This is a genomic window from Streptomyces iranensis, assembly GCF_017874715.1.
In the GTDB taxonomy this organism is placed as follows: domain Bacteria; phylum Actinomycetota; class Actinomycetes; order Streptomycetales; family Streptomycetaceae; genus Streptomyces; species Streptomyces iranensis.
Map to the genome: position 1 here is coordinate 212932 of NZ_JAGGLR010000017.1, position 13476 is coordinate 226407.

A 13476-nucleotide genomic window follows, 5' to 3' on the forward strand; every position below is an offset into this window, starting at 1 on the left:
CCGCCGCCTTCCCGGAGCCCACGGCACTCCCGGCACTCCCGGAACCCCCAGCACTCCCGGCGCTCCCAGCACTCCCGGCCCCCGCCCCGCCCCCGCCGCGCCCGCCGCGCCCGCCGCGTCCGCCGCGCCCGCCACGTCCGCCGCCCCCTCCCGGGCCCGTGACCTCGCCGACCGCGCGGCCGGACTGGACCGTCTGATGCATCCGGACCCGCGGCCCGGCGCCCACAAGGTCGTCGTCCTCGCCCTCGACGGCGTCTACCCCTTCGAACTCGGCATCCCGCACCGGGTCCTGGGGTCCGCCGACGGCCGCTACGAGGTGCTGTCCGCGAGCGTGGACGGGCAGCCCGTGCGCACGGACTCGGACCTGACCGTCACCCCCGGGCACGGTCCCGAGGCGCTGGCCGAGGCGGACACCGTGGTCATCCCTCCGTACGCGATCTCCCGGGCCTCGGCCGCCGCCCCGGACCCGCAGGCCCTCGCCGCCCTGTCCCGCGTCCGCCCCGGCACCCGTCTGGTGTCCATCTGCACCGGTGCCTTCCTGCTGGCCGCCGCCGGTCTCCTGGACGGGCGCCGGGCCACCACCCACTGGGCGCTCGGCGACCACTTCCGGGAGCTGTTCCCCCGGGTCGAGCTCGACGCCGGCGTGCTCTTCGTCGACCACGGTGACGTGCTGACCTCCGCGGGGGCGGCGAGCGGTGTCGACGTCTGCCTGCACCTGGTGCGCCAGGACCACGGCAGCGAGGTGGCCAACCAGGTCGCCCGCTGCTGCGTCGTACCGCCGTACCGGGACGGCGGGCAGGCGCAGTACATCGAGCGGCCGCTGCCGCCGGCGGGCGGCACCGGCACCGGGCCGACCCGCGACTGGGCGCTGCAACGGCTGGAACTGCCGCTGTCGCTGGACGAGCTGGCCGCGCACGCGGCGATGAGCACCCGTACCTTCGCCCGGCGCTTCCGGGAGGAGACCGGCCTGAGCCCCGGCCGCTGGCTGACCCAGCAGCGGCTGCGGCGGGCGCGGCGCCTGCTGGAGTCCAGCGACCTGCCGGTGGAACGGGTCGCCCACGAGGTCGGCTTCGCCACCGCCACCTCGCTGCGGCGGCACCTGGCGGCGGAGGCGGGGGTCGCCCCGTCGGCGTACCGGCGCACCTTCCGTGCCCCGGGTACATCGTGACCACCACGGCGCCGGGGCATCGGGTACTGTGGCCACACCCGTACGACCGAGGAGGTGAGACCCATCAACGCCAGTTCAGGCTGGGTGCTCTCGCCGCAGGGATACACGGGATAGCCGACTGCCGGGAGCGCCCTCAGGGATCTCGAAAGGCTTCCAGGCTTCCATGTCGGCTTCACCTTCGCTTGTCACCTTTTCCGCCGTCGTCACCAGGCTCCGCGCCGCCGGGTGCGTGTTCGCCGAGGACGAGGCGCGACTGATCCTTTCCGCGGGCCACGTTCCGGCCGAGATCGACGCCATGGTGGACCGGCGCGCCGCTGGGCTACCGCTGGAGCATGTGCTCGGCTGGGCGGACTTCCGGGGGCTTCGGATATCCATCGACGCCGGGGTCTTCGTACCGCGCCGGCGCACCGAGTTCCTGGTCGAGCAAGCCGTACCGCTGGCCCGGTACGGGGCCGTCGTGGTCGATCTGTGCTGCGGCTCCGGCGCGCTGGGCGCCGCGCTGGCCTCGGCCTCGGCTTCGGGTGGGGTGGAGCTGTACGCGGCCGATATCGACCCCGTCGCGGTGCGCTGCGCACGGCGCAATGTCGCGGCGGCGGGCGGCACGGTGTACGAGGGCGACCTCTACGAGCCGCTGCCCGCCGCGCTGCGCGGCCGCGTGGACGTTCTGCTGGCCAACGTCCCGTACGTGCCCACCGAAGAGGTCGGACTGCTGCCGCCGGAGGCCCGGGTCCACGAGGCGCGCGTGGCGCTGGACGGCGGTGCGGACGGGCTGGACGTCCTGCGCCGCGTGACCGCCGGGGCGGGCGGCTGGCTGACCCCGGGCGGCTCGCTCCTCTTCGAGACGAGCGGACGGCAGGCGTCCACGGCGATGGGCATTGTGGCGGAGGGCGGCCTGGAGCCACGGCTGGCCGAGAGTGACTCGCTGGACGCCACGGTCATCATCGGCACCAGGCCATCGGCCTCTCAGCCGGTGCCCGACGGCTTGTGACGCCTGCGGCGGGCTGTTCCCCTCCCCGCCCCTTCCCGTAACCGGGGGCTCCGCCCCCGGACCCCGAGGCCTGGGGCAGAGCCCCACCACGCGGCGGAGCCGCGATCGAAGCCGCGGTCCGGGGTGTGGGGCAGAGCCCCGATCCGGGGCTCGGGACCGAGCCCCGGTCGGGGGCTGGGGCGGAGCTCCAGGTTCGGGGAGGGGCGGGTAGGGGAAAGACCCGCGCGCCTACGTGCGCAACTCCTCCGCCGCGTCCGTAACCCGGGCGATCAGCCGCAGCAGAGTCTCCCGCTCCGTCTCGTCCAGCGGGGCCAGGAAGACCCGGTTCATCCGAGACGTCCGGGTGACCAGCTTTCGATGGACCCGGATGCCCTCCTCCGTCAGCCGCAGGACGTTACGGCGGCCGTCGTTCGGGTCGCGCACCCGCTCCAGCAGGCCGCGCCGGGCCAGCCGGGCGACCAGGTCGGCGATGGTGGAGCGGTCGAGGTGGACGTGTTCGCTCAGCGTCCGCTGGTCGATCTCCGGCTTCTCGATCAGCGCGTTGACCACCGCGAACTGCGGCGAGGTGGTCTCCTCGGAGACCATCGCGCCCCACAGCAGGGAGTGCGCCTGCTGGAAGCGGCGGGCCAGATGCCCGGGGTGCGTGTTCAGATCGACGGCGCCGCCCATGCCGTGCCTCCCGGCTTCCCCGCTGCTCGATCGTCCTGAGTTAATCCGTGTGCTGAGTGATTCTGCCCTGTGGAAGACCCCATGTCGAGAGGCCGACATTCGACCTAGACTCCCTTGACGAGCGCACCAGCCAATGGCAGCGTGCGAAACCGGCACCACATTAGTCAGCACACTGAGCATCCCGACCCGCGGAGTGACGATGGCCGACATCCGAAGCCTGCAGGACGCCGTGGCGGACCTCGTCCACGACGGGGACACCGTCGCGATGGAGGGATTCACCCACCTGATCCCGTATGCCGCCGCGCACGAGGTCATCCGCCAGGGCATCACCGATCTGACCCTCGTCCGGATGACCCCGGACGTCATCTACGACCAGCTCATCGGCGCCGGACTCGTCCGCAAGCTGGTGTTCTCCTGGGGCGGCAACCCCGGCGTGGGCTCGCTGCACCGCTTCCGTGACGCCGTCGAGAACGGCTGGCCACGGCCGCTGGAGCTGGACGAGCACAGCCACGCGGGCATGGCGAACCGCTATGTGGCGGGCGCCTCCAAGCTGCCGTTCGCCGTGTTGCGCGGCTATCGCGGCAGCGACATCCCGACCCGTACGGACACCGTCTCCACCGTCGTCTGCCCCTTCACCGGGGAGGAGCTGGCCGCCGTCGCGGCACTCAACCCGGACGTCACCGTCATCCACGCCCAGCAGGCCGACCGGGCCGGCAATGTGCAGATGTGGGGGCTGACCGGGGTGCAGAAGGAGGCGGCGCTCGCGGCGGACCGGGTGCTGGTGACCGTGGAGGAGATCGTCGAGGAGCTCACGCCACGTCCCGGCGGGATCGTCCTGCCGACGTGGGTGATCGACGCGGTGTCCGTCGTCCCCGGCGGTGCCCACCCCTCCTACGCCACCGGGTACTCGACCCGCGACAACGACTTCTACCAGGCATGGGACCCGATCGCCCGCGACCGCGAGGCGTTCTTGACGTGGATCGAGGAGAACGTGCGCAACAGCGAGGGAGCTCTCACCCGATGACCACGACCCCCGCCGGGACCACCGGGACCACCGGGACTACCGGTTTCAGCAGCGACGAGCTGATGGAGGTCAACGCCGCCCGCGCCCTGGCCGGAGCGCGGACCTGCTTCGTCGGCATCGGCCTCCCCAGCACCGCCGCCAACCTGGCCCGCGCCACCGTCAACCCCGGCCTCGTGCTCATCTACGAGTCGGGCACCATCGGCTCCAAGCCCACCCGGCTCCCGCTCTCCATCGGCGACGGCGAACTCGCCGAGACGGCCGACGCGGTGGTCCCGGTCCCGGAGATGTTCAACTACTGGCTCCAGGGCGGCCGGATCGACGTCGGCTTCCTCGGCGCCGCCCAGGTCGACCGCTACGCCAACATCAACACCACCGTCGTGGACCGCGGCCCGGACAAGCCCGAGGGCCGCCTCCCCGGCGCGGGCGGCGCCCCCGAGATCGCCTCCAACTGCGGCAAGGTACTCATGGTGCTGCGCCACTCCACCCGCAACTTCGTGGAGCGGCTGGACTTCGTGACGACCCTGGGCCACGGCGGCGGCCCCGGCGACCGTAAGAGGCTCGGCATGCCGGGCGCCGGACCCACCGCCGTCATCACCGACCTGGGCGTCCTGCGCCCCGACCCGGCCACCGCCGAACTGGTGCTCACCGAAGTGCACCCGGGCGTCACCGTGGAGCGGGTACGGGCCGCCACCGGCTGGGAGCTGACCGTCGCCGACACCGTGGGCACCACCGAGCCACCCACCCCCCAAGAGCTGGCGGCGCTGCGCGCCCTGAAGGCCGCCGGAAAGGACGCACGATGACCGCCCTGCGTGACGTCTACATCCTCGACGCCGTCCGCACCCCCATCGGCAAATACGGCGGCGCCCTGGCCGGGGTGCGCCCCGACGACCTGGCCGCCCATGTGGTGCGCGGCCTGCTCGCCCGCACCCCCGCCCTGGACCCGGCGCGCATCGACGACGTCTACTTCGGCAACGCCAACGGCGCGGGCGAGGACAACCGCGATGTCGCCCGCATGGCCGTGCTGCTGGCCGGGCTGCCCGTCACCGTGCCCGGCGCGACCGTCAACCGGCTCTGCGCCTCCGGTCTGGAGGCCGTGCTCCAGGCCGCCCGCGCGATCGCGGTCGGCGACGCGCACATCGCCCTCGCGGGCGGTGTGGAGTCGATGAGCCGCGCCCCCTGGGTGCTGCCCAAACCCGAACGCGCCTTCCCCGCCGGGCATCAGCAGATGTACTCCACGACTCTGGGCTGGCGGATGACCAACCCGGACATGCCGCCCGAGTGGACCGTCGCCCTCGGCGAGGGCGCCGAGCTGATCGCCGACAAGCACGGCATCACCCGCGAGGCACAGGACGCCTTCGCGCTCACCAGCCACGAGAAGGCGGCGCGGGCGTGGAAGGACGGGGCGTACGAGGCCGAGGTGCTGCCGTATCCGGACACCGGGCTCGTACGGGACGAGACCATCCGCGAGCCCGTGTCCAACAGCGGCTCCGCCGCGGGCTCGACCGAGGCCCTGGCCAAGCTCAAGCCCGCCTTCCGCAAGCCCGGCGGCACCGTCACCGCGGGCAACTCCTCGCCCCTCAACGACGGCGCGGCCGCGCTGCTGCTCGTCGACGAGGAGGGCCTGAAGGCCACCGGACGCGAACCCCTGGCCCGGATCGGCGCCTCGGCCGTCACCGGTATCGAGCCGCAGTACTTCGGGCTCGGCCCGGTCGAGGCCGTACGCCGCGCCCTCGCCAAGGCGGGCCGCTCGTTCGCCGACCTGGCCACCCTCGAACTCAACGAGGCGTTCGCCGCACAGGTGCTGGGCTGCCTCGCCGAGTGGCCTGACCTGAACCCCGACATCGTCAACCCGCGCGGCGGCGCCATCGCCATCGGCCATCCGCTCGGCGCCTCCGGCGCCCGGCTCACCGGGGCCGTCGCCCATCAGCTCGCCGCCCGTGGCTCGGGTACGGGCCTGGCCACCTTGTGCATCGGCGTCGGACAGGGCCTCGCCCTCGTCCTGGAAAGGTAAGGCTGACCGCAGACATGGCTCTCACCCAGTCCGACATCGACAGCGAACTCGCGCATGTACGGGAGTCGTACGACAAGGCGCGCGCCGAAGGGGCCCCCGCCACCGACCACCCGCCGCGCGACTTTCCCCCGTACCGCAGCAGTGTGCTGCGCCACCCCAAGCAGCCGCTGGTCGCGGTGCACGGCGACCCGGAGACCGTGGAACTGCACACCCCGGTCTTCGGCCACACCGACATCACCGCGATCGACAACGACCTCACGGTGCAGCACCAGGGCGAGCCGCTCGGCGAGCGGATCACCGTCTCCGGACGGCTCCTGGACAGCCGGGGCCGCCCCGTCCGGGGGCAGCTCATCGAGCTGTGGCAGGCCAACGCGTCGGGCCGTTACGCCCATCTGCGCGATCAGCACCCCGCGCCGCTCGACCCCAACTTCACCGGTGTGGGGCGGACGTTGACCGGCGACGACGGTTCGTACCACTTCACCACCATCAAGCCGGGCGCGTATCCGTGGCGCAACCACGAGAACGCCTGGCGCCCCGCGCATCTGCACTTCTCCGTCTTCGGCGCGGCGTTCACCCAGCGGCTGGTCACCCAGATGTATTTCCCCGGCGATCCGCTCTTCGCCTACGACCCGATCCTGCAGTCGGTGACGGACGACTCGGCGCGGCAGCGGCTGGTCGCCCATTACGACCACACGCTGTCGCGGCCGGAGTGGTCGCTGGGCTACCGCTGGGACATCGTGCTGGACGGGCCGTCCGCCACCTGGATCGAGGAGGGGCGCTGATGAGCGAGAGGCTTGTACCCGCGCAGGAGCTCGCACCCGCCAAAGGGCTCGCATCCGCCGAAGGGCTCGCACCCACCGAAGCGCTCGCGCCCACCCCCTCCCACACCGTGGGCCCCTTCTACGGCTACGCCCTGCCCTTCCCCGGCGGCGGCGAGATGGCCCCGGCGGGCCACCCCGGCGCCATCACGCTCCACGGCCATGTCCGCGACGGCGAGGGCGCTCCCGTCCCGGACGCGCTGGTGGAGCTGTGGCAGGCGGGCCCGGACGGCTCGCTCGCCGGGGCGGGCGGATCGATGCGGCGCGACCCGGTGACCGGTGGCTTCCTCGGGCGCAACGGCGTCGACTTCACCGGCTTCGGCCGCGTCGCCACCGACGCGGACGGCCACTGGACGGCCCGTACGCTGCCGCCGGGTGGCCCGGCGGCGCCCGCCGCGCCGTACATCAGCGTGTGCGTCCACGCCCGGGGGCTGCTGCACCACCTCTTCACCCGCGTGTACTTCCCCGAGAACGCCGAGGCCAACGCCGCCGATCCGCTGCTCGCCTCGCTGGATCCGGCGCGCCGCGAGACGCTGGTGGCGACGGCGGCGTCCCCGCCGGGGACCTATCGCTTCGACATCCGACTACAGGGCGAAGGGGAGACGGTTTTCCTTGAGTTCCGCTAGTCCTGGTACCTCCAACAGCGAGGATGTAGGGCTGCTGTCCCCGGTGCGGGCCGGGTCGGCGGTGGAGGCCGCCACGGGCGACACGGCGTTTCTGCAGGCCATGCTGGACGCCGAGGCCGCGCTGGCGCGGGTGGTGGCACCGGCCGGTGCGGCGGAGGCGGTGGCGGGCGCGGCCCGCGCCGAGCTGTACGACGTACGCGATCTGGCGCTGCGCGCCCGCTCCGGGGGCAACCCGGTCATCCCGCTGGTCGCCGACCTCACGGCGGCGGTGGCCCGTACGGACGCCGAGGCCGCGACGTACGTCCACCGGGGCGCGACCAGCCAGGACATCGTGGACACGGCCACGATGCAGGTGGCCGCGCGGGCGCTGCCACTGATCGTGGCCGACCTGGAGCGTACGGCGGCGGAGCTGGCGCGGCTCGCCGCCGCGCACCGCGACACCCCGATGCCCGGCCGCACCCTCACCCAGCACGCCGTGCCCACCACCTTCGGGCTGAAGGCGGCGGGCTGGCGAGCACTCGTCCTGGACGCCCGCGACCGGCTCGCGGCGCTGCGGCCACCCGCCCAACTGGGCGGTGCGGCGGGCACGTTGGCCGCCTTCGACGGCGGGGTTCCGCTGCTGGGCCGGTTCGCCGACGAGACCGGCCTCGCCGAACCCGAACTGCCCTGGCACACCCTGCGCACCCCCGTCGCCGACCTGGGCACCACGCTCGCCTTCGCCGTGGCGGCGCTGGGGAAGATGGCTGCGGATGTGCTGGTGCTCTCGCGGACGGAGATCGGTGAGGTGGCGGAGGGGGCGGGGGGTGGCTCGTCCGCGATGCCTCATAAGTCGAACCCCGTGCGTGCCACGCTGATGGCCGCCGCGGCCCGTCAGGCCCCGGGCCATGCCGCCACCCTGCTCGGCTCGCTCGCCGCGGAGGACGAACGGCCGGGTGGGGCATGGCACGCCGAGTGGCAGCCGCTGCGGGAGCTGTTGCGGCTCGCCGGGGGTACCGCCCGTGACGCCGCGGAACTCGCCTCCGGGCTGCGGGTCTTCCCTGACCGGATGGCCGCGAACCTGGGGCTGACGGATGGCCTGATCGTCAGCGAACGCCTCATCGCCGCGCTCGCGCCGGGGCTCGGCCGGGCCCGAGCGAAGGAACTCCTGGCGGAGGCGGCTCGGGAGGGTGCGGGGCTGGCCGAAGCGCTATTGGGCGTTCTGCCGCCTGACCGCCTGCGCGAGCTGACGGACCCGAGGAGGTACGTGGGCGCGGCCCCCGCCCTGGTGGACCGGGCCCTGACCCGCGATGCGTGAACGCCTCCGGCGGTCTGTTCCCCACCCCGCCCCTTCCCGAACCGGGGGACACCCCCGGCCCCCCGCCGCGGGGGCTCCCCGCCCCCACACCCCCCGCCGGGGCTCCGCCCCGGACCCCGCTCCTCAATCGCCGGAGGGGCTGGATATGCCCCCTGGCGGAACGGGTGGGCACAACCCACCCACCGGCCCGCACCCGGCGACGCCCCCGGGTCCAAGGGCGGAGCCCATGGTTCGGAAAGGGGCCACACCTACGCCCAGGCGGCGACGCCCGGGGTCCAGGGGCGGAGCCCTTGGTTCGGGAAGGGGCGGGGTGGGGAAGAACCACCGGCCCGCACCCGGCCACCAACCCACAGCCCCAGACCCAACCCCAGACCCAACCCCAGGCCACGCCGCACCCCAGCCCACCGGAGCACCCACCCCATGACCAATACCCCACCGCACCACGACCTCAGCGGGCCCCCCGCCGCCCCGCCCCTCGTCCTCGGCCCCTCCATCGGCACCTCCCTCGCCGTCTGGGATCCCCAGCTTCCGGCGCTCGCCCGAGGTCATCGCGTTCTGCGCTGGGATCTGCCCGGCCACGGGGGCTCCCCCGTCGCGCCGCTGTCCTCGGACGGGTCGGCCACCATCGACGATCTCGCCGCTCTCGTACTGCGGCTGGCCGACGATCAGGGGTGGGAGCGGTTCGCGTACGCGGGGATTTCGATCGGCGGCGCTGTCGGGCTGCATCTCGCCGCACACCACCCCGACCGGATCAGCCGCCTGTCCGTCGTCTGCTCCTCGGCCCGGTTCGGCGACCCCGCCGTCTGGCGTGAGCGGGCCGCGCTCGTACGGGCCGAGGGGACGGAGGCGATGGTGGCGAGCCGCCCCGGCACCTGGTTCTCGCACGACTTCGCCCGCACGCCCGTCGGCACCGCGCTGATCGAGGATCTGCGGGCCACCGACCGTGCGGGCTACGCCGCCTGCTGTGACGTTCTCGCCGCGTACGACATGACGGCCGACCTGGAGAAGATCACGGCGCCCACCCTCGTCGTCGCCGGTCGGGACGACCCCGCGACGCCACCCTCCCACGCCCGCCGGATCGCCGACGCGGTGCCCGGCGCGAGCCTGCTCGAGGTCGCCGGGGCGGCGCATCTGGCGGGCGTGGAGCGGCCGGAGGCGGTCACCGGGGCGCTGCTCACCCACCTCGACAGCCCGGCGTCCCCACGGGACGACGCCTCCCGCCACGCCGCCGGAATGGCGGTGCGCCGGGCCGTCCTCGGGGACGCGCACGTGGATCGCGCGGTGGCCCGGACGACCCCGTTCACCGCCCGCTTCCAGGACTTCATCACCCGCTACGCCTGGGGCGAGATCTGGACCGGCGACGGGCTGGACCGGCGGACCCGCAGCTGTATCACCCTCACCGCGCTGATCGCCCACGGCCATGAGGCCGAACTGGCCATGCACATCCGGGCCGCGCTCACCAACGGGCTGACCCGTGAGGAGATCGGCGAGGTGCTGCTCCAGTCGGCGATCTACTGCGGTGTCCCGGCCGCCAACTCGGCCTTCGCCACCGCCCAGCGCGTCTTCGACGAGATCGACGCCGGGCGTGCCGAACTCGACACCACCGACATCGACTCTGCGTCACATTCCGATACCGAAAAGTGACATCCCCCCGCAACACCTCTGTCGTAATCCGCCTCCATCGTTGATCGTTGAGTCGTACGGAGACCGGGAGACCGAGAGTCCGGGAGTCCGGGAGTCCGAGACCGGGAGACGAGGGGGCGCACGCCAATGTCCATGAGCCGCCGAAGGCTGCTGGGTGCGGGCGGAGGGCTGGCCCTGACGGGCGCGCTCGCCGCCGCCTGTGGGTCCAACACCGGGCGGGACGGCGATGACCACGCCGGCCAGCCGGTGCTCGAGCAGTGGTACCACCAGTACGGCGAGCCCGGCACCGAACAGGCCGTCAGGCGCTACGCCGACGCGTATCTGAAGGCGAACGTCCAGGTGCAGTGGCGGCCGGGCAACTACGACCAGCAGACCGCCGCCGCGCTGCTCACCAAGTCCGGCCCGGACGTCTTCGAGGTCAACGGCCCGACGCTGGACCAGATCCAGGGCGGCCAGGTGGTCGACCTCACCGATCTCCTCAGCGAGGCCAAGGACGACTTCAACCCGGCCGTGCTCGCCCCGAAGACGTATCAGGGCAAGATCTGGGCCGTTCCGCAGGTCATCGACACCCAGTTGCTCTACTACCGCAAGAGCATGCTCGACGCCTCGGGGGTGGAGCCGCCGCGCAGCCTCGACGCGCTGATCGACGCGGCGAAGGAGCTGACCACCAAGGACGTCAAGGGGCTCTTCCTGGGCAATGACGGCGGCCCCGGCGTCCTCGCCGGCACCCCGCTCAACGCCGCCGGGCTCACGCTGGTCACCGAGGACGGCGAGGTCGGCTTCGACGATCCGGCCGCCGCCCGGACGCTCGGCAAGCTGCGTCAGCTCTACGCCGAGAAGTCGCTGCTGCTCGGGGCGCCCTCCGACTGGTCGGATCCGGCCGCGTTCACCCAGGGGCTCACCGCCATGCAGTGGTCCGGGCTGTGGGCGCTTCCGCAGGTGAAGAAGGCGCTGGGGGACGACTTCGGGGTGTTGCCGTTCCCCCAGGACGGGGCGCACGGCGCGCCCGCGGTGCCGGTCGGCGCGTACGGGGCGGCGGTCAGCGCCCGAGCCCGGGACAAGGCGCTGGCGAAGGCGTATGTGAAGTGGCTGTGGGTGCAACGGACCGACTACCAGGAGGACTTCGCGCTCCGCTACGGCTTCCACATCCCCGCCCGGATCTCGCTGGCCACGAAGGCGGCCAAGCTGCGGCAGGGCGCGGCCGGTGAGGCGGTGCGCTTCGCCACCGACCACGGCCATGCCGAGCCGCTGCTGTGGACCTCCGCGAGCCGTACGGCCTACCAGGACGCGCTGAGCCGGATCATCAAGGGCGGGGCCGATCCGGGCGGCGAGCTGCGGTCGGTGGTCCGCAAGACCGAGGCCGAGCTGCGGCGCGTGAAGAAGAAGAGCTGATGCGGAGTACGTTCGTCCGCAGGCTCCTGGGCCCGCAGAACCGCCATCTGTGGTTCTGGATATTCGTCGGCCCGTTCGTGCTGGGGCTGACCCTCTTCACCTACGTCCCGCTGGCCTGGAGCGTCTACCTCAGCTTCTTCGACGCGCACAACACCGTCTCGCCCACGGACTTCGTCGGCCTCGACAACTACACGGCGATGCTGGGCGACGACGCGTTCACCGGCAGCCTGGTGACCTTCCTGGTCTTCACGGCGTTCATCGTCCCGGCCACCTACGCGCTCTCGCTCGCCCTCGCGCTGATGGTCAACCGGCTGCGCTGGGCGCAGGCGTTCTTCCGGTCGGTGTTCTTCCTGCCGGTGGCGTGCTCGTATGTGGTGGCGGCGCTGATCTGGAAGATGTCGATCTTCAACGGGGTGCGCTTCGGGCTGGCCAACACCGTGCTGGACTGGTTCGGCGCCGATCAGATCGCCTGGCTGTCGACCACGGACCCGCCCTGGTACTGGCTGGTCATCGTGACCGTACGGCTGTGGCTCCAGGCGGGGTTCTACATGGTGCTGTTCCTGGCCGGGCTGCAGCGCATCTCCCCGCGGCTGTACGAGGCGGCGGCCGTGGACGGGGCGCGGCCCGGCTGGCAGGTGTTCCGGCACATCACCTTTCCGCAGCTGCGGGCGACCTCGGTCGCGGTGGTGCTGCTGCTGGTGATCAACGCCTTCCAGGCGTTCGACGAGTTCTACAACCTGCTGGCGGACTCGCGCGGCTATCCGCCCTACGCCCGCCCGCCACTGGTCTACCTCTACTACACGGCGCTGGGCCAGGGGCAGAACCTGGGCCTGGGCAGTGCGGGCGCGGTGATCCTGGCACTGATCATCGCCGTGGTGACGGTGGTGCAGGCCCGCTGGTTCGGCCTGGGCCGGAAGGAGGACTGATGCCCACTCCCCCGAAGCCGCGCGATGCCCGGCGCCGGAACACGCGCGACGTCCGGCGCCGGAACACGCGCGACGTCCGGGACGCCCTCGTCGGCGTGGGGCGCGCCGTGCGGCTGGTGCTGCTGCTCGCGCTCGCGCTGGTCTTCCTGATCCCGTTCTATCTGCTGGTGCGCAACGGTCTGTCGAGCGAGGCGGACATCACCTCGCCGGGGTGGACGTTCTTCCCGGGCGAGCTGCACTGGTCCAACGTCAGCGAGTTGTTCGACGACCCCAATGTGCCGATGGCGCACGCGCTGCTCAACTCCTCGCTGATCGCGGTCCTCACCACGGTGGGCACGCTGCTGCTGGCCTCGCTCGCCGGGTACGGCCTGGCGCGCATCCCGTACGCCTACGCCAATGTGGTCTTCTACTGGATCCTGGGCACCTTGATGGTCCCGGCGGCGGTCACCTTCGTGCCCAGCTTCGTGCTGGTCAGCTCGCTCGGCTGGGTGTCCACGCTGCGCGGTCTGGTGGTGCCCACGCTGTTCAGCGCGGTCGCGGCGTTCATCTTCCGCCAGTACTTCCTGGGCTTTCCCCGGGAGCTGGAGGACGCGGCGCGGGTGGACGGGCTGGGTTACTGGCGTACGTACTGGCGGGTCGTGGTGCCGAACTCCCGGCCGGTCTTCGCGGCGGTGGGCACGATCGTCTTCATCGGCGCCTGGAACTCCTTCCTGTGGCCGCTGGTCATCGGGCAGGACCGGGACGCGTGGACGGTACAGGTGGCGCTGTCGACGTTCACCACCGCCCAGACCGTCAACCTCCATGAGCTGTTCGTGGCGGCGGCGGTGTCGATCGTGCCGCTGCTGGTGGTCTTCCTCGTGCTCCAGCGCTATATCGTCGTGGGCGTCGAGCGCACGGGCATCGACGACTGAGGCCG

13 protein-coding genes are annotated in these 13476 nt (G+C 72.6%); 12 read left to right on the forward strand and 1 reads right to left on the reverse strand.

From position 1 onward, the window contains the following. The first annotated feature begins 196 nt into the window (after positions 1-196). Positions 197-1168, forward strand: a complete 972-nt coding sequence (locus J2Z30_RS29885; protein WP_044575669.1) for a GlxA family transcriptional regulator — start codon at positions 197-199, stop codon at positions 1166-1168. A 163-nt stretch (positions 1169-1331) separates the two neighbouring features. Next, on the forward strand, positions 1332-2156 hold the full coding sequence (locus J2Z30_RS29890) for a putative protein N(5)-glutamine methyltransferase (RefSeq protein ID WP_044575667.1): 825 nt from the start codon (positions 1332-1334) through the stop codon (positions 2154-2156). Positions 2157-2384: 228 nt separating this feature from the next. On the opposite strand, the gene J2Z30_RS29895 is transcribed toward J2Z30_RS29890, so the two are convergent. Then, positions 2385-2825, reverse strand: coding sequence for a MarR family winged helix-turn-helix transcriptional regulator (locus J2Z30_RS29895; RefSeq protein WP_044575662.1), 441 nt, complete (start codon positions 2823-2825; stop codon positions 2385-2387). Positions 2826-3024: 199 nt separating this feature from the next. Here J2Z30_RS29895 and J2Z30_RS29900 point away from each other — a divergent pair, with 199 nt between their 5' ends. The 10 genes from J2Z30_RS29900 (at position 3025) to J2Z30_RS29945 (ending at position 13471) form a co-directional block, all read left to right on the forward strand. Next, positions 3025-3849: a CoA transferase subunit A gene (locus J2Z30_RS29900; RefSeq protein WP_044575659.1), complete on the forward strand. Its 825-nt coding sequence runs from the start codon at positions 3025-3027 to the stop codon at positions 3847-3849. Next, positions 3846-4649 carry a CoA-transferase subunit beta gene (locus J2Z30_RS29905; RefSeq protein WP_044575656.1) on the forward strand — a complete coding sequence of 268 codons (804 nt, stop codon included), beginning with the start codon at positions 3846-3848 and terminating at the stop codon, positions 4647-4649. Before J2Z30_RS29900 ends, J2Z30_RS29905 begins: the two co-directional genes overlap by 4 nt. After that, positions 4646-5860 (forward strand): thiolase family protein, encoded by a 1215-nt coding sequence (locus J2Z30_RS29910; protein WP_044575653.1) that lies wholly within the window; start codon positions 4646-4648, stop codon positions 5858-5860. The genes J2Z30_RS29905 and J2Z30_RS29910 overlap by 4 nt, the downstream gene beginning before the upstream one ends. 14 nt (positions 5861-5874) lie before the next feature. Next, positions 5875-6642 (forward strand): protocatechuate 3,4-dioxygenase subunit beta, encoded by a 768-nt coding sequence (gene pcaH / locus J2Z30_RS29915; RefSeq protein ID WP_044575651.1) that lies wholly within the window; start codon positions 5875-5877, stop codon positions 6640-6642. Further along, positions 6642-7304: a protocatechuate 3,4-dioxygenase subunit alpha gene (gene pcaG / locus J2Z30_RS29920; protein ID WP_044575649.1), complete on the forward strand. Its 663-nt coding sequence runs from the start codon at positions 6642-6644 to the stop codon at positions 7302-7304. The genes pcaH and pcaG overlap by 1 nt, the downstream gene beginning before the upstream one ends. Then, on the forward strand, positions 7291-8598 hold the full coding sequence (gene pcaB / locus J2Z30_RS29925) for a 3-carboxy-cis,cis-muconate cycloisomerase (protein WP_044575645.1): 1308 nt from the start codon (positions 7291-7293) through the stop codon (positions 8596-8598). The genes pcaG and pcaB overlap by 14 nt, the downstream gene beginning before the upstream one ends. Before the next feature lie 420 nt (positions 8599-9018). Further along, a complete protein-coding gene (gene pcaDC / locus J2Z30_RS29930; protein WP_044575642.1) occupies positions 9019-10242 on the forward strand; it encodes a bifunctional 3-oxoadipate enol-lactonase/4-carboxymuconolactone decarboxylase PcaDC in 1224 nt (407 codons plus the stop codon). Positions 10243-10368: 126 nt separating this feature from the next. After that, positions 10369-11634, forward strand: a complete 1266-nt coding sequence (locus tag J2Z30_RS29935) for an ABC transporter substrate-binding protein (protein WP_107073364.1) — start codon at positions 10369-10371, stop codon at positions 11632-11634. Next, a complete protein-coding gene (locus J2Z30_RS29940; RefSeq protein WP_044575639.1) occupies positions 11634-12560 on the forward strand; it encodes a carbohydrate ABC transporter permease in 927 nt (308 codons plus the stop codon). Before J2Z30_RS29935 ends, J2Z30_RS29940 begins: the two co-directional genes overlap by 1 nt. Further along, a complete protein-coding gene (locus J2Z30_RS29945) occupies positions 12560-13471 on the forward strand; it encodes a carbohydrate ABC transporter permease (RefSeq protein ID WP_245388576.1) in 912 nt (303 codons plus the stop codon). Before J2Z30_RS29940 ends, J2Z30_RS29945 begins: the two co-directional genes overlap by 1 nt. Positions 13472-13476: the final 5 nt, after the last annotated feature.